The organism is Enterobacter sp. CPE_E890, assembly GCF_046521475.1.
GTDB lineage: Bacteria > Pseudomonadota > Gammaproteobacteria > Enterobacterales > Enterobacteriaceae > Enterobacter > Enterobacter adelaidei.
The window spans coordinates 626,859-642,243 of sequence record NZ_JBKFZW010000001.1 but is presented as its reverse complement, the minus strand read 5'-3'; the positions used below and the strand labels follow the sequence as shown (position 1 = coordinate 642,243).

The window sequence follows — 15,385 nt, the reverse complement described above, 5'->3', positions numbered from 1 at the left end:
ACTCCTCTACTCTTCTTCGTCTCCGGTAAAGTTAGCCTGTGGCAGACAGGTTCGCTCGCCCCAGTAGTAAATGCCCAGCGACATCAGCGCCACCACCACCGTATCCCACGGATGACCAATCACCCCTGTGCCGCCAAAACTGCCCAGCCACGAGAACAGCATAATCAGCGCGTAGAAAGCGATGAGCCACAGGGACGATTTCACCTGCTGTGCCAGACTCACAGTGTGGACAGGCACTTTTGCTTTGCACAGCACGTAGACCACGAACATCACAATCTGCAACCCCAGCAGCCATGACAGCGTCCCCCAGCCAGACCAGAAGACAATCAGGGCTGAAATCACAAACGACACCGGGCCGATAATCCCGAAGGCACGCACGCGGAACGGGCGCGGCAGATCGGGCGCATTACGGCGCAGCCCCGCCGCCGTGACCGGGGCAATGGCATAGCTCAACACCAGCGCCGCCGACACCACACTAATCAACTGCTCCCAGGACGGGAACGGTAGCGTCCAGAAGATAGACATGGCGAAGGTCAGCCACAGCGCCGGACGCGGAATGCCGGACTCTTTATCAATGTGGGTAAACGCCTTAAAGAACGTCCCCGCTTTCGCCCAGCCGTAAATCACGCGCGGCGTCGCGTTCATATAGATATTGCCGGTGCCGCTTGGGGAGACAATCGCATCGCACACCACCATAAATGCCAGCCAGCCCATACCGAGCGTAATGGCGATATCGCGATAAGGCAGCGAGAACTGTTTGCTGATCTCCGCCCAGCCGCTGCCGAGCATTTCGGTTGGAATACTGCCAAGAAATGCCAGTTGCAACAGCACGTAGATAATGGTCGACAGCACCACAGATAAAATCAGCGCAACCGGGATGGTCCGCTGCGGATTTTGTACTTCGCTCGCCACAGAGATAATCGGTGTCAGCCCCAGGTAGGCAAAAATAATCCCCCCGGCGCTGATCGCTGCCTCAACGCCTGACATGCCAAACGGCGCAATCCCCTGAACGTGCAGGTTTTCAGGTTTGAAAAAGGTAAACAGGGTGACGACAACCGCCAGCGGCACCAGAAACTTCAGAATACTGATGATGTTGTTGGAGCGGGCGAACGTTTTTACGCTGTAGTAGTTCAGGCCAAAGAAGAAACAGAGCAGTAAAAACTGCACCACCCAGCCCAGCAGCGTCGGATCGCTTGAGCCTGGCTGCGTTAGCATCGGGAACCAGGCGGCCGCGTACTGGCGCGCGGCAACAATCTCAATGGAGATCAGGCTTGAGAACGCAATCAGCGTAATAAAGCCCAGCAGATACCCCATCAGCTCGCCGTGGGAAAACACCGGATAACGGATGATCCCCCCGGCGCGCGGCAGCGCCGCCCCCAGTTCACAATAGACAATCCCCAGCAGCAGCACGGCAATCCCGCCGATAACCCACGAGGCAATGCCCGCAGGCCCGGCAATCGAGGCCACATGGCTTGCGGCAAACAGCCAGCCGGAGCCGAAGATAGCCCCAAGACCAATAAACGTCAGGTCGGTTAACGTGAGCTGCTTTTTAAATTTCCCTGACTCAACAACGCGGGACGATGTTTGATGCGTAGAGTGAATCGTCATGGTCATGCCCTTCAGTCAACAGAGGGGGAAATGGCTTCCCGGGTCCACTGCCCGTTAATCAGGCGCAGCAGGTTCAGAGGGTTAGCATCCTGGACAGCAGGCGGCAGCAGTGCAGCGGGCACATTCTGCAGGCACACCGGACGCATAAAACGTTCGATGGAGCGGGTTCCGACGGAGGTCCCGCGTGAATCGGTGGTGGCAGGCCACGGGCCGCCGTGCACCATCGCATCGCACACTTCCACGCCGGTCGGATATCCGTTAAACAGCACGCGCCCGGCCTTTTCGCTCAGGGCTGGTAGCAGGCGTTGTGCCAGCGGGCCGTCATCGGATTCGGCGTGCACCGTTGCCGTCAACTGCCCCTGGATGGCACGCAGAACAGCCTGCATTTCAGCCTCGTCAGCCACCTCAACCAGCACCGCCAGCGGGCCAAACACCTCATGCTGCAACAGAGGCTCCTGCGCCAGCAGCAGCGAAACCGGGGCCTGATACAGGCGAGCCTGCGCGCGTCCGCTAACAGAATCATCAGAGCCTGCCAGCCGCTGAATCGCGGGATGCGCCTCAAACGCACTGACGCCTTCTTCGTAGTGGGCAAGGGTCGGGGCATTGAGCATGGTCTGTGCCGGAGCCTGATCCACCGCCTCCTTCAGCGCCTGCGTGAAGCGGGTCATGCCTTCGCCACGCAAGGCCAGGATCAGCCCGGGCTTGGTACAAAACTGCCCGCTGCCGAGGGTAAAAGAGGCCACCAGTTCCTTCGCCAGCCCCTCTGCCCGGGTGGCTAACGCCTGCGGCAGGATAATAAGCGGGTTAATGGCTGACATCTCCGCAAAGACCGGGATCGGCTGCGGACGCTGCTGCGCAAGCAGCCAGAGCGCCTTACCGCCGCGTAAAGAACCGGTAAACCCGACCGCCTGGATCGATGGGTGACGCACCAGCTCTGCGCCAATGTCGGTGCCGAAAATCATGTTAAAAACGCCCGCAGGAAGGGCGACTTTCTCCACCGCACGCACAATGGCCTGGGCGGTGAGTTCTGCCGTTGCCATATGCCCCGGATGGGCCTTCACCACCACCGGGCAGCCCGCCGCCAGCGCAGAGGCGGTATCGCCCCCTGCGGTGGAGAAAGCCAGCGGAAAATTGCTGGCACCGAATACTGCCACCGGGCCCAGCGCCGTCAGATACTGGCGCAGGTCCGGGCGCGGCAGCGGTTGGCGCGCAGGGAGTGCGGTATCAATGCGCACGCCGAAGGCATCGCCCCGACGCAGCACGCCAGCAAACATGCGCAGCTGATTGCTGGTCCGGGCGCGCTCTCCCTGCAAGCGCGGCAGCGGCAGCGCCGTCTCCTGGCGGGCTATCGCGAAAAATTCATCGCCGAGTAAATCCAGCTCGTCGGCGAGAGTTTCGAGAAAGCGGGCGCGTACCTCGGGTGACGTCTGTGAATAGATCGGAAATGCCTGTTCTGCCGCCAGCGCCGCAGCGGCGGCCTCCTCGCGGGAGGCCGGGTAAAAGCGGTATCCGGTGGGTTCACCGTCAGCGGCACGCAGGCCCGGCAGCGTCGCCTCACCGCTTGCCACGCGGCGTCCGGCGATAAACTGCTGGCCTTTTACAGAGAGAGATAAAGTCATCGTCACTCCTGTGCTTAAAGGCCGACGTCAGGCAGCTGTGGGCGAGTCGCCAGCGCCTTCTCGACAATCGCTACCACCTGCGCACGGGTTTCCCCTTCCAGCGCCAGGCGCGGCGGACGGGTAATCGCGCTGCCGCGGCCCAACAGCTCTTCGCAAAGCTTGATGCACTGCACCAGATCCGGACGCGCATCCAGATGCAGCAGCGGCATAAACCAGCGGTAAAGCGCCATCGCTTCTTCATAGCGCTGCTGTTTTGCCAGGCGGAACAGCGTCTCCCCTTCACGTGGGAACGCGTTCGACATCCCCGAGATCCAGCCTTCCGCCCCCACGGCGATGCTCTCGACCACCACGTCATCCAGCCCGGCAAACAGCACAAAGCGGTCGCCAACGGAATTACGCAGGTCGATAAAGCGGCGGGTATCGCCGGAAGAGTCTTTAAAGCAGACGATGTTGTCGCAGTCGGCGAGCGTCGCCAGGATGTCCGGCGTCACGTCGTTTTTGTAGATTGGCGGGTTGTTATACACCATGATTGGCAGGTCAGTGGCGGTTGCCACGCTGCGGAAGTGGGCCGCTGTTTCATGCGGTTTTGAAGAGTACACCAGCGCAGGCATCACCATAATACCGTCAACGCCCACACGCTCGGCCTCTTTCGCCATCTTCTGCGCAAAGGCGGTGGTAAATTCTGCGACACCGGCGATAACCGGGATCTGACCACCCGCCGCGTCTTTCGCCACTTCGATAATTTGCAGCTTTTCCTGCGTGGTCAGAGAAGTGTTCTCGCCCACGCTGCCGCACACCACCAGGCCGGAAACACCATCCTTGACCAGGTTTTTCATCACCGTATGGGTGGCATCCAGGTCGAGAGAGTAATCGCTGCGAAACTGGGTGCTGACTGCCGGGAATACACCGCTCCAGTGAATGGCTTTCTTGCTCATGTTCGGTTCCTTGTCGTCAATTTGTTAAATCAAAGTGAATGAATGGTGAATATTCACTGACAGATTGACGTTTCAGGCGGCCGACGGCTTGGTGGTTTTCCTCCCCTTTGATGACGAAATTAGCACAGTGCGTTTGTCTTACCCGACCAGCGTGACGCGAAAATCACGCGGCGTAGAGCCGGTCATGGCCTTGAACTGGCGGCTAAAGGCGCTGTGATCGGTATAGCCACATTGCAGGGCAATATCGGTAATCGGCGTATCGCCCGCCAGCAATTCGGTCGCTTTTTCCAGCCGGACTTTATGGATCATCTGACGCGGGGTGAGATGGAAAATGCGCTTACAGTAGCGTTCGATTTGCGCCACCGACATACCGCTCAGCGCGGTCAACTCCTCCATGGCGATCGGCCGGTGGTAATGCTTGCGGATATGATCGTCGACGATCGCCAGCCGCTGCCACGCCGGATGACGCGCCTGCGCTTCCTGTAGGTCATGCGAAATGCCCGCCATGCCGATCACCTGGCCCTGCGCATCCCGCAACGCCAGTTTCTGGGTCAGACACCAGCCGCGCTCGCGGCCGTTATAGAGATGCATCTCCAGCTGATCGCGCAGCGTCACCCCTTCGCGCAGCACCCGCATATCCTGCTCGGTATAACCCTGCCCCAGTGCGGAAGGGAAAACATCGGCAGAGGTTTTCCCCAGCAGCGAAGCCACCGTCTTAAATCCGCAGCGACGCGCCAGGGTCATATTGACCATCAGATAGCGCGCCTGCACGTCTTTGACAAAAAACACCACATTAGGAATGGCATTGAGCAGCGGCGCAATCAACGCCATCGCATGAAGCAAGGTCTGGATATTGTCCGGACGCTGACGCGCCAGCCCTTCACAAATCTGGCTCAGTTCAGTCACTTCCAGTGCTGGCGAGGGCGCCAGCGCATTATCAATCACACAGGACATAACGCTTCCTCCCGATCGGTGAGCTGGATCTTTATTAACTTTTCGTTAACTCATCAAGCGCCCTTACCGCGTTTTGCGATCCTGCCACAGGTTTATGATTTACCCTTTTCATCCACTGGCGCAGTCACCTTTTTTGGTTTACCACACCAACAACAGAATGATTAATAAGAAATAAATATGAATTTAACTTAAGAATAAAACCGGTCACTGTGCTGATTTCGTCATTTCTGGTGACGAAAGCGATCAAGCAGGAATCCCGGCCTTACGCCAGCATTTAGCAACAAGGTGTTAACTTTCCGGAGATCCCATGACAGCGCAGCACAGCGAACTGAGAGTAATTGACTCCCACACCGGCGGCGAACCAACCCGCCTGGTCATCGACGGTTTTCCGGATCTGGGCGCTGGAAACATGGCCGAGCGCCGGGACCGCTTCGCCCGCGACTATGACGACTGGCGCAAAGCCATCATTCTTGAGCCGCGCGGCAACGATGTCCTGGTCGGCGCTCTGCTGTGTGTGCCGGTATCGCCTAAGGCCACGGCGGGGGTCATCTTCTTCAACAACAGCGGTTTTCTGAACATGTGCGGTCACGGGACGATCGGGCTTGTCGCCTCGCTGGCCTGGCTTGGCCGCATTCAGCCCGGCAAACATCTGATTGAAACCCCGGTGGGTGATGTGACCGCCACGCTGCACGACGATGGCAGCGTTTCGGTAGAAAACGTCCCGGCATATCGCTGGCGCAAACAGGTGCAGGTTGAAACCGCTCACGGTACGGTCACGGGGGATATCGCCTGGGGCGGAAACTGGTTCTTCCTCGTCAACGATCATCCTTTTGCAGTGACGCCGGACAAGATACACCAGTTAACGGAGTATGCCTGGGCGATCCGGGAAGGGTTAGAACGTGCCGGTATTCGCGGTGAACATGACGGCATTATCGACCATATTGAGCTCTTCGCGGAGGATGACCGCGCGGACAGCCGCAGCTTTGTGCTCTGTCCGGGAAAAGCCTGGGATCGCTCACCCTGCGGCACCGGCACCAGCGCCAAGCTGGCCTGTCTGGCAGAAGACGGCAAACTCAGGCCGGGAGAAACCTGGCGGCAGGCGAGCATCATCGGCAGCGAATTTACCGCCCATTTCGTGCCGCATGGCAACAAGATCATCCCGACGATCCGTGGTGAGGCATGGGTCTGCGGCGATAACCGGTTGATCCTCAATCCTGGCGATCCGTTCCGCTGGGGGATTACGTTGTGACCGACACCGACGTCATTGTCATTGGTGCCGGGATCGTCGGTGCCGCCTGTGCCTGGCAACTGGCAAAGCGCGGGCAGCGGGTCACGCTGATCGACGACGGTAACGCGGGCGCAACGGCAGCAGGGATGGGACATCTGGTGTGCATGGATGACGACCCAGCCGAGCTTACCCTTTCAGCCTGGTCTCTGGCACGCTGGCGGGAACTGACGCCCCGGATGCCGGAAAGCTGCGCCTGGCGCGGATGCGGCACGCTGTGGCTGGCGGAAACGCCGCAGGAGCTTGAACTGGCAGAAGAAAAACAACGGCGGATGGCGCAACACCAGGTCGCCAGCGACATGCAGACCCGCGACCAGCTTGCCGCACGTGAACCCCTGCTCACCTCCCGGCTCAGCGGGGGGCTGTGGGTGCCCGGAGACGGGATTGTCTACGCGCCGAACGTCGCTCGCTGGTTAATTGATGATGCCGATGTCACGCATCTTCGTGACCGCGCCCTCGCAGTCGATGCCCCCTATGTCACCCTGCACAGCGGCAAACGCCTGCGCTCGCGCGCCATCGTCATCGCCTGCGGTCTGGGGGCCAACGCGCTGCTTGGTGAAAACTGGCTACGGGCGAAAAAAGGCCAACTGGCGATCACCGATCGCTACGCCCCGTTGCTCAGCCACCAGCTGGTAGAGCTGGGATACGGTGCCAGCGCCCATGCGGGTGGCACCTCGGTGGCGTTTAACGTCCAGCCGCGTCCCACCGGGCAGCTGCTGATTGGCTCTTCCCGCCAGTTCGACAATACCGACCGCGAGCTGGATTTACCGCTTCTGGCGGCCATGCTGGCACGCGCGCGCCATTTTCTCCCCTCTCTGGATAACCTCAATATCATTCGCTGCTGGAGCGGCTTTCGCGCCGCGTCGGCAGACGGCAACCCGCTCATCGGCCCGCATCCTGCGCGGCCGGGTATCTGGCTGGCACTGGGGCACGAAGGGCTGGGTGTCACCACCGCCCCCGCAACCGCCGAACTGCTCTGCGCGCAGATCCTCGGCGAGCGTCCACCCGTTTCACCGGATGCCTGGCTCCCCGCGCGGCTGCAAACACAGGAGGCGATTGCATGACGACCCTGAACCTGATTATTGAAGGTAAACCCTGCGACGTTCCTGCTGGCATCAGCATCGCAGCGGCGCTGGCACTCACGGGTAGCGGCGTGACGCGACGTTCGGTCAGCGGTGAGCTGCGCGCCCCCTTCTGCGGCATGGGCGTTTGCCAGGAGTGTCGCGTCACGGTGAATGGACGACGGGTGCTGGCCTGCCAGACGGAATGCCAGCCCGACATGGTGATTGAAAGGAGCCAACATGCGAACGTTTGAGTGCGAGATCCTTGTCCTCGGTGCCGGGCCAGCCGGGCTGTCGGCGGCACTGGCCGCTGCACGCTGTGGAAAGTCGGTGATGGTACTTGACGACAACCCGCGCCCTGGGGGGCAAATCTGGCGTGATGGTCCACAGGTTTCGCTGCCTCCGCGCGCCTTACGCCTGCGGCAGGCAGTGGCGGAACAGCCGGGCATTACGCTACTGAACGGCGCCCGGTTGATTGCCCGCCCTGAATCGCATTGCGTTGTTTTTGAAACCGCAGACAGTTGCGGCGAGATCCGCTGGCAGCGGTTAATTTTATGCTGCGGCGCACGGGAACTCTCCCTGCCGTTTCCTGGCTGGACGCTTCCCGGCGTAACGGGAGCCGGTGGGCTACAGGCACAGATTAAACATGGCCTGCCGCTCAACGGCGAGCGGGTCGTCATTGCCGGCAGCGGGCCACTGCTGCTGGCGGTCGCCGGTACGGTGAAACGCGCAGGCGGAAATATCGTCGCCATCATCGAACAGGCGCCGGTGAGCGCGCTGGCCCGGTTCGCGGCTGGGCTCTGGCGCTGGCAAGAAAAACTGCTCCAGCTCGGCGAGCTTTTTCCGGCCCACTATCACCCGGCAAGCCAGGTCATCCACGCCCGGGGGGAGAGACACCTTCAGTCTGTCACCGTGCGTCACGGGGGAAAAACCCGTGAGATAGCGTGCGACAGGCTGGCTATCGGCTATGGGCTGGTGCCCAATATTGAACCCGGTCTGCTCTTCGGCTGCACAACCGAAAATCAGGCTATCCGGGTCGATGCTTCTCAACGCACCAGCGTGCAGGATATCTATGCTGCGGGTGAGTGCACCGGTTTTGGCGGCAGCGAACTGGCGCAGGCAGAAGGGGAGATTGCGGGTTATAGCGCGGCGGATAACCCCGGGAAAGCAGAAAAGGCCATCGCAACCCGCGCACGCTGGCAGCGTTTTGCCCGGGCGCTTCATACCACCTTCACCTTACCGGAATCATTAAAAGACGTTATCACTGCCGACACCCTGCTCTGCCGCTGCGAAGATGTGCGCTGCGGCGATGTGCAAAATGCCGAAAGCTGGCAGGCGGCGAAGCTCGCCTCGCGCTGCGGAATGGGCGCGTGTCAGGGGAAAACCTGCGCCACCAGCGCCCGCTGGCTGTACGGCTGGCCGCTGCCGCAACCGCGCGAGCCGCTTTCTCCCGCGCGTATCGACACGCTGATCCACCTGGCAAAACCGGAGGGCTGAGTTACTCCTCTTCCCCGCGTTCGGCAATATGGCGATTACCGAGCGCGATGAACTCTTCCAGTAGCGCCGTTAGCTGTTTCATTTTCTCCGGCGTGTATTCCGCTTCAATCTGCTGATAGGCCTCTTCCACCTGCGCCTGGGCGTGCTCGTACAGCGCGTTACCCTCTTTAGTCAGCGACACGTACAGCTTGCGCTGGTCGTTCACCGGCTTTAAGCGCAGCACCAGCCCGTCGCGCTCCATGCGCGTCAGAATGCCCGTCAGGCTCGGGCGCAAAATGCAGGTCCGAAACGCGAGGTCGTGGAAATCCATCGACGGATGTTCAGCCAGCACGCGCACAATCCGCCACTGCTGTTCGGTCAGGTTATGCCGCTTCACAATCGGGCGGAAGTAAGACATCGCCGCTTCCCGCGCCTGCAACAGCGCGATGGTTAATGAATCATGCATAGCCTCTCCCCACCAGTCATTAACAAGTAAACAATTACACAAAAGATGTTTTTATAAACAACTCGTTTTACGTCAAAAAGTCTAACAGAAACAACACAATTTTATTAACTACATGATAAATAAATATTTAATTATCTATATGTAAATTTATTGTTATTCATATCACAAATTTTTCACTTCTGATTGCGAAACGAACAGCAAAAGCATAAAACCAGATCATTAATATATTAACGAAATCACAACCCGGACTTTCAGGGTGAGGAGTAGTCAATGAAAGGTACTGTTTTTGCCGTCGCATTGAACCATCAAAGCCAGCGTGATGCCTGGCGCGACGCGTTTGAAAAAGCCCCCTACACCACGCCGCCAAAAACGGCGGTGTGGTTTATCAAACCGCATAACACCGTGATCCGCGCAGGCGAGCCCATTCCGTTCCCACAAGGGGAAACGGTGTTAAGCGGTGCGACGGTAGCACTGGTCGTGGGCAAAACCGCCAGCAAGGTGCGCGTGGAAGACGCGGCGGCATACATCGCGGGATATGCGTTAGCCAATGAAGTGAGCCTGCCGGAAGAGAGTTTCTACCGCCCGGCGATTAAGGCCAAATGCCGTGACGGTTTTTGTCCGCTGGGTGAGCTTGTCGCCGTTGATAACGTCGATAACCTGACCATCATCACCGAGATCAACGGCCGCGAAGCTGACCACTGGAACACGGCCGATTTGCAGCGCAATGCCGCCGAACTGCTCAGCGCCCTGAGCGAATTCGCCACCCTCAATCCCGGTGATGCCATTCTGCTCGGTACTCCGCATTCCCGCGTCCCCCTGCAGCCCGGCGATCGCGTGCGCGTTATGGCGAAAGGTTTTCCCCCGCTGGAAAACCCGGTGGTGGATGAACGCGACGTAGCCATCGCACACGGCCCGCACCCGCATGCCACGCTGTTTGCCCTGGGGCTGAACTACGCCGACCACGCCAGCGAACTGGACTTCAAACCGCCCACCGAGCCGCTGGTGTTTATCAAAGCCCCGAACACTTTTAACGGTGATAACCAGACGTCGGTACGCCCGGACAACGTCGAGTACATGCACTACGAGGCGGAGCTGGTGGTGGTCATCGGCAAAACCGCCCGCAAGGTGAGTGAAGCCGACGCGATGGACTACGTGGCGGGCTATACGGTGTGCAACGACTACGCCATCCGCGACTATCTCGAAAATTACTATCGCCCGAATCTGCGCGTCAAAAGCCGCGACGGGCTGACCCCTATTTCCCCCAACATCGTGCCGAAAGCGGCCATTCCCGACCCGCACAACCTGGCCCTTCGCACCTTTGTTAACGGCGAATTACGCCAGGAAGGCACCACGGCAGACCTGATCTTCAGCATCCCGTTCCTGATTGCGTACCTGAGCGAATTTATGACCCTGCAGCCGGGCGACATGATTGCCACCGGCACGCCGAAAGGGCTTTCCGACGTGGTGCCGGGTGACGAAGTGGTGGTGGAAGTAGAAGGCGTGGGCCGCCTGGTGAACCGAATTGTCAGTGAGGAGACGACAAAATGAAAAAGATAAACCATTGGATCAACGGTAAAAACGTGGCGGGAAGTGAGTACTTCCACACTACCAACCCGGCCTCCGGCGAGGTACTGGCAGAAGTCGCTTCCGGCGGCGAAGCCGAAGTGAACCAGGCCGTAGCGGCGGCAAAAGAGGCATTCCCAAAATGGGCTAACCTGCCGATGAAAGAGCGCGCGCGCCTGATGCGTCGTCTGGGCGATCTGATCGACCAGAACGTCCCTGAGATCGCCGCCATGGAGACCGCCGACACCGGCCTGCCGATCCACCAGACCAAAAACGTGCTGATCCCGCGCGCCTCGCACAACTTCGAGTTTTTCGCCGAAGTGTGCCAGCAAATGAACGGCAAGACCTACCCGGTTGACGACAAGATGCTCAACTACACCCTGGTGCAGCCGGTGGGTGTTTGCGCGCTGGTGTCGCCGTGGAACGTGCCGTTTATGACCGCCACCTGGAAGGTTGCGCCGTGCCTGGCGCTGGGCAATACCGCAGTGCTGAAGATGTCTGAGCTTTCCCCGCTGACGGCCGACCGTCTGGGCGAGCTGGCGCTGGAGGCGGGCATTCCGGCGGGCGTGCTGAACGTGGTGCAGGGCTACGGTGCAACGGCGGGCGATGCGCTGGTACGTCATCACGACGTGCGCGCCGTGTCATTCACCGGCGGTACGGCTACCGGGCGCAATATCATGAAAAACGCCGGGCTGAAGAAATACTCCATGGAGCTGGGCGGTAAATCCCCGGTGCTGATTTTTGAAGATGCCGATATCGAGCGCGCCCTGGATGCCGCCCTGTTCACCATTTTCTCTATCAACGGCGAGCGTTGTACCGCGGGCTCGCGCATCTTCATTCAGCAGAGCATTTACCCGGAATTCGTCAAACGCTTCGCGGAACGCGCCAACCGCCTGCGCGTGGGCGACCCGACCGATCCGAACACGCAGGTTGGCGCGCTGATCAGCCAGCAGCACTGGGAGAAAGTCTCCGGCTACATCCGTCTCGGTATTGAAGAAGGCGCGGCCCTGCTGGCGGGCGGGCCGGATAAACCGACCGATCTGCCTGCGCACCTGAGGGGCGGCAACTTCCTGCGCCCAACCGTGCTCGCGGACGTCGATAACCGCATGCGCGTGGCACAGGAGGAGATCTTCGGTCCGGTGGCGTGCCTGCTGCCGTTTAAAGACGAAGCGGAAGGCCTGCGTCTGGCCAACGACGTGGAGTACGGTCTGGCGTCGTACATCTGGACCCAGGACGTCAGCAAAGTGCTGCGCCTGGCGCGCAATATCGAAGCGGGCATGGTGTTTGTGAACACTCAGAACGTGCGCGATCTGCGTCAGCCGTTTGGCGGCGTGAAGGCCTCCGGCACCGGCCGCGAGGGCGGCGAGTACAGCTTCGAAGTGTTTGCGGAGATGAAGAACGTCTGCATCTCTATGGGCGACCATCCGATTCCAAAATGGGGAGTCTGATATGGGCAAGTTAGCGTTAGCGGCAAAAATTACCCACGTTCCGTCGATGTACCTTTCTGAGCTGCCGGGGAAAAACCACGGCTGCCGTCAGTCGGCCATCGACGGACACAAAGAGATCAGCAAGCGCTGCCGCGAGCTGGGCGTCGATACCATTATTGTTTTCGACACCCACTGGCTGGTGAACAGCGCGTACCACATTAACTGTGCGGACCATTTTTCCGGCATCTACACCAGCAACGAGCTGCCGCACTTTATCCGCGACATGACCTACGACTACGACGGTAACCCGGCGCTCGGCCAGCTTATCGCCGACGAAGCGGTGAAGCTTGGCGTGCGCGCCAAAGCGCACAACATCCCGAGCCTGAAGCTGGAGTACGGCACGCTGGTGCCGATGCGCTACATGAACAGCGACAAGCACTTCAAAGTGATCTCCATTTCAGCGTTCTGCACCGTTCACGACTTCGCCGACAGCCGCAGGCTCGGCGAAGCCATCGTCAGCGCGATTGAGAAATACAACGGCACGGTCGCGGTACTGGCGAGCGGGTCGCTGTCGCACCGCTTTATTGACGACCAGCGCGCGGAAGAAGGGATGAACAGCTACACCCGCGAGTTCGACCGCCAGATGGACGAGCGCGTGGTGAAGCTGTGGCGCGAAGGCCAGTTCAAAGAGTTTTGCAGCATGCTGCCGGAGTACGCCGACTACTGCTATGGGGAAGGCAATATGCACGACACGGTGATGCTGCTGGGGATGCTCGGCTGGGACAATTACGACGGCAAGGTGGAGTTTCTCACCGAGCTGTTTGCCAGTTCCGGCACCGGCCAGGTCAACGCTGTTTTCCCACTGCCCGCTTAAGGAGCCACCATGCCGCATTTTATCGCTGAATGTACCGACAATATCCGCGAGCAGGCCGATCTGCCGGGACTGTTCGCCAAAGTGAACGAGGCGCTGGCCGCCACGGGCATTTTCCCGCTCGGGGGCATCCGCAGCCGCGCGCACTGGCTGGATACCTGGCAGATGGCCGACGGCAAACATGATTACGCCTTTGTACACATGACCTTGAAAATCGGTGCCGGGCGAAGCCTGGAGAGCCGTGAGGCCGTGGGAGAGATGCTGTTTGAGCTTATCAAAACGCATTTCGCGGATCTGATGGCAGCTCGCTATCTGGCGCTGTCGTTTGAGCTCGACGAGCTTCACCCGACGCTCAATTACAAACAAAACAACGTGCACGCGTTGTTTAAGTAGACATCTTTTCGCCCGGTGGCGCTTCGCTTACCGGGCCTACAACGGCTCGAACGTAGGCCGGGTAAGCGAAGCGCCACCCGGCAACAGCCGCACAAAGGATACGCCATGCTCGATAAACACACCCATACCCTGATCGCCCATCGTCTGCACCAGGCGGAGCAATCCCGCGAGCAGATCCGCCAGATCTCGCTGGACTACCCGACGATCACCATCGACGACGCCTACGCCGTGCAGCGCGAATGGGTCAGCCTGAAAATCGCCGAAGGCCGCGTGCTGAAAGGCCACAAGATCGGCCTGACCTCCAAAGCGATGCAGGCCAGCTCGCAGATCAGCGAACCGGATTACGGCGCGCTGCTGGACGACATGTTCTTCCACGACGGCAGCGACATCCCTGTCGATCGCTTTATCGTGCCGCGCATCGAAGTGGAGTTGGCCTTCGTGCTGGCTAAGCCCTTGCGCGGCCCGAACTGCACGATCTTCGACGTCTACAACGCTACGGATTACGTGATCCCGGCGCTGGAGCTGATCGACGCCCGCTGCCACAACATCGATCCCGACACCCAACGCCCGCGCAAAGTGTTCGACACCATCTCCGACAACGCCGCCAACGCTGGGGTGATCCTCGGTGGTCGCCCGATTAAACCCGACGAGCTGGATCTGCGCTGGATCTCCGCCCTGCTCTATCGCAACGGCGTGATCGAAGAGACCGGCGTCGCCGCAGGCGTGCTGAACCATCCGGCGAACGGCGTGGCGTGGCTGGCGAACAAACTGGCACCGTACGACGTGCAGCTTGAACCGGGGCAAATCATCCTCGGCGGTTCGTTTACCCGCCCGGTGGCTGCCAGCAAGGGCGATACCTTCCATGTCGACTACGGCAACATGGGCTCCATCAGTTGCCGCTTCGTCTAGGAGACAACCATGCAAAACGCATTCAAAGCGGCGCTGAAATCCGGAACGCCGCAAATTGGGTTATGGCTGGGGCTGACCAGCAGCTACAGCGCCGAACTACTGGCAGGCGCGGGCTTCGACTGGCTGCTGATCGACGGTGAACACGCACCAAACAATGTGCAAACCATCTTAACGCAGCTACAGGCAATTGCGCCTTACGCCAGCCAGCCGGTCGTGCGCCCGTCGTGGAACGATCCGGTGCAGATCAAACAGCTGCTCGACGTGGGCGCGCAAACCCTGCTGGTACCGATGGTGCAAAACGCCGATGAAGCCCGGCTGGCGGTAAGCGCTACCCGTTATCCCCCTGCGGGTATTCGCGGTGTGGGCAGTGCGCTGGCCCGTGCGTCGCGCTGGAACCGTATCCCGGATTACCTGCAACAGGCGAACGATGCTATGTGCGTACTGGTGCAAATCGAAACCCGCGAGGCGCTAAAAAATCTGCCGCAAATTCTGGACGTGGAAGGGGTCGACGGGGTGTTTATCGGCCCGGCGGATCTCAGCGCCGACATGGGTTTTGCGGGTAATCCGCAGCACCCGGACGTACAGGCCGCTATCGAACAGGCCATTGCCCAGATACGCGACGCAGGTAAAGCGCCCGGCATCCTGATGGCGAATGAAGCGCTGGCAAAACGCTACCTCGAACTCGGCGCATTGTTTGTCGCCGTCGGCGTTGATACCACCCTGCTCGCCCGCAGCGCCGAAGCCCTGGCTGCGAGATTTATCGAAAAACCGGTTACGTCAGTTAATAACAATAAATCCGTCTACTAAACGTAAGATCT

The 15,385-nt window shown here is 59.8% G+C and carries 15 protein-coding genes; 10 read left to right on the top strand and 5 right to left on the bottom strand.

Translation table 11 applies throughout. From position 1 onward, the window contains the following. Positions 1-6: 6 nt before the first annotated feature. The 4 genes from ACLHV9_RS03120 to ACLHV9_RS03105 form a co-directional block, all read right to left on the bottom strand. Positions 7-1,608 (bottom strand): APC family permease, encoded by a 1,602-nt coding sequence (locus tag ACLHV9_RS03120; protein ID WP_108089524.1) that lies wholly within the window; start codon positions 1,606-1,608, stop codon positions 7-9. Between the two features lie 11 nt (positions 1,609-1,619). Continuing rightward, positions 1,620-3,227, bottom strand: coding sequence for an aldehyde dehydrogenase (NADP(+)) (locus ACLHV9_RS03115; protein WP_108089523.1), 1,608 nt, complete (start codon positions 3,225-3,227; stop codon positions 1,620-1,622). A gap of 14 nt (positions 3,228-3,241) precedes the next feature. Beyond that, entirely contained in the window at positions 3,242-4,162 is a 921-nt protein-coding gene (locus ACLHV9_RS03110; RefSeq protein WP_049007403.1) for a dihydrodipicolinate synthase family protein, read from the bottom strand. A 138-nt stretch (positions 4,163-4,300) separates the two neighbouring features. Continuing rightward, positions 4,301-5,116, bottom strand: a complete 816-nt coding sequence (locus ACLHV9_RS03105) for an AraC family transcriptional regulator (protein WP_108089522.1) — start codon at positions 5,114-5,116, stop codon at positions 4,301-4,303. A gap of 307 nt (positions 5,117-5,423) precedes the next feature. Here ACLHV9_RS03105 and ACLHV9_RS03100 point away from each other — a divergent pair, with 307 nt between their 5' ends. Genes ACLHV9_RS03100 through ACLHV9_RS03085 form a run of 4 tightly spaced genes read left to right on the top strand, consistent with a single transcriptional unit; the run spans position 5,424 to position 8,959 of the window. Then, a complete protein-coding gene (locus ACLHV9_RS03100) occupies positions 5,424-6,365 on the top strand; it encodes a 4-hydroxyproline epimerase (RefSeq protein ID WP_108089521.1) in 942 nt (313 codons plus the stop codon). Further along, positions 6,362-7,465, top strand: coding sequence for an NAD(P)/FAD-dependent oxidoreductase (locus ACLHV9_RS03095; RefSeq protein WP_108089520.1), 1,104 nt, complete (start codon positions 6,362-6,364; stop codon positions 7,463-7,465). Before ACLHV9_RS03100 ends, ACLHV9_RS03095 begins: the two co-directional genes overlap by 4 nt. Continuing rightward, positions 7,462-7,716, top strand: a complete 255-nt coding sequence (locus ACLHV9_RS03090) for a (2Fe-2S)-binding protein (RefSeq protein ID WP_108089519.1) — start codon at positions 7,462-7,464, stop codon at positions 7,714-7,716. Before ACLHV9_RS03095 ends, ACLHV9_RS03090 begins: the two co-directional genes overlap by 4 nt. Further along, positions 7,703-8,959, top strand: a complete 1,257-nt coding sequence (locus tag ACLHV9_RS03085) for an FAD/NAD(P)-binding oxidoreductase (protein WP_108089518.1) — start codon at positions 7,703-7,705, stop codon at positions 8,957-8,959. Before ACLHV9_RS03090 ends, ACLHV9_RS03085 begins: the two co-directional genes overlap by 14 nt. A 1-nt stretch (position 8,960) precedes the next feature. On the opposite strand, the gene hpaR is transcribed toward ACLHV9_RS03085, so the two are convergent. Continuing rightward, a complete protein-coding gene (gene hpaR, locus ACLHV9_RS03080; protein WP_028016562.1) occupies positions 8,961-9,404 on the bottom strand; it encodes a homoprotocatechuate degradation operon regulator HpaR in 444 nt (147 codons plus the stop codon). Positions 9,405-9,674: 270 nt separating this feature from the next. On the opposite strand from hpaR, the gene hpaG reads away from it, so the two are divergent. The 6 genes from hpaG to hpaI all read left to right on the top strand — a co-directional run bounded on the left by hpaG (position 9,675) and on the right by hpaI (position 15,374). Then, a complete protein-coding gene (hpaG, locus tag ACLHV9_RS03075; RefSeq protein ID WP_108089517.1) occupies positions 9,675-10,952 on the top strand; it encodes a 4-hydroxyphenylacetate degradation bifunctional isomerase/decarboxylase in 1,278 nt (425 codons plus the stop codon). Beyond that, on the top strand, positions 10,949-12,415 hold the full coding sequence (gene hpaE, locus ACLHV9_RS03070; RefSeq protein WP_108089516.1) for a 5-carboxymethyl-2-hydroxymuconate semialdehyde dehydrogenase: 1,467 nt from the start codon (positions 10,949-10,951) through the stop codon (positions 12,413-12,415). Before hpaG ends, hpaE begins: the two co-directional genes overlap by 4 nt. Position 12,416: 1 nt before the next feature. Next, complete coding sequence (gene hpaD, locus ACLHV9_RS03065; RefSeq protein ID WP_108089515.1) at positions 12,417-13,268, top strand: 3,4-dihydroxyphenylacetate 2,3-dioxygenase; 852 nt, start codon at positions 12,417-12,419, stop codon at positions 13,266-13,268. Positions 13,269-13,277: 9 nt separating this feature from the next. Then, a complete protein-coding gene (locus ACLHV9_RS03060; RefSeq protein ID WP_049007411.1) occupies positions 13,278-13,658 on the top strand; it encodes a 5-carboxymethyl-2-hydroxymuconate Delta-isomerase in 381 nt (126 codons plus the stop codon). Positions 13,659-13,763: 105 nt separating this feature from the next. Continuing rightward, positions 13,764-14,567 carry a 2-oxo-hept-4-ene-1,7-dioate hydratase gene (gene hpaH, locus ACLHV9_RS03055; RefSeq protein ID WP_108089514.1) on the top strand — a complete coding sequence of 268 codons (804 nt, stop codon included), beginning with the start codon at positions 13,764-13,766 and terminating at the stop codon, positions 14,565-14,567. 9 nt (positions 14,568-14,576) lie between these two features. Continuing rightward, positions 14,577-15,374, top strand: coding sequence for a 4-hydroxy-2-oxoheptanedioate aldolase (gene hpaI, locus ACLHV9_RS03050; RefSeq protein WP_108089513.1), 798 nt, complete (start codon positions 14,577-14,579; stop codon positions 15,372-15,374). Positions 15,375-15,385: the final 11 nt, after the last annotated feature.

Excerpts from the sequence above, each read along its gene's own strand:
- ACLHV9_RS03115 (WP_108089523.1), bottom strand. The coding sequence starts at position 3,227 with ATGACTTTATCTCTCTCTGTAAAAGGCCAGCAGTTTATCGCCGGACGC.
- ACLHV9_RS03085 (WP_108089518.1), top strand. The coding sequence starts at position 7,703 with ATGCGAACGTTTGAGTGCGAGATCCTTGTCCTCGGTGCCGGGCCAGCC.
- ACLHV9_RS03120 (WP_108089524.1), bottom strand. The coding sequence starts at position 1,608 with ATGACGATTCACTCTACGCATCAAACATCGTCCCGCGTTGTTGAGTCA.
- ACLHV9_RS03060 (WP_049007411.1), top strand. The coding sequence starts at position 13,278 with ATGCCGCATTTTATCGCTGAATGTACCGACAATATCCGCGAGCAGGCC.
- hpaD (WP_108089515.1), top strand. The coding sequence starts at position 12,417 with ATGGGCAAGTTAGCGTTAGCGGCAAAAATTACCCACGTTCCGTCGATG.
- ACLHV9_RS03090 (WP_108089519.1), top strand. The coding sequence starts at position 7,462 with ATGACGACCCTGAACCTGATTATTGAAGGTAAACCCTGCGACGTTCCT.
- ACLHV9_RS03105 (WP_108089522.1), bottom strand. The coding sequence starts at position 5,116 with ATGTCCTGTGTGATTGATAATGCGCTGGCGCCCTCGCCAGCACTGGAA.
- ACLHV9_RS03100 (WP_108089521.1), top strand. The coding sequence starts at position 5,424 with ATGACAGCGCAGCACAGCGAACTGAGAGTAATTGACTCCCACACCGGC.
- hpaI (WP_108089513.1), top strand. The coding sequence starts at position 14,577 with ATGCAAAACGCATTCAAAGCGGCGCTGAAATCCGGAACGCCGCAAATT.
- hpaH (WP_108089514.1), top strand. The coding sequence starts at position 13,764 with ATGCTCGATAAACACACCCATACCCTGATCGCCCATCGTCTGCACCAG.
- hpaG (WP_108089517.1), top strand. The coding sequence starts at position 9,675 with ATGAAAGGTACTGTTTTTGCCGTCGCATTGAACCATCAAAGCCAGCGT.
- hpaR (WP_028016562.1), bottom strand. The coding sequence starts at position 9,404 with ATGCATGATTCATTAACCATCGCGCTGTTGCAGGCGCGGGAAGCGGCG.
- hpaE (WP_108089516.1), top strand. The coding sequence starts at position 10,949 with ATGAAAAAGATAAACCATTGGATCAACGGTAAAAACGTGGCGGGAAGT.
- ACLHV9_RS03110 (WP_049007403.1), bottom strand. The coding sequence starts at position 4,162 with ATGAGCAAGAAAGCCATTCACTGGAGCGGTGTATTCCCGGCAGTCAGC.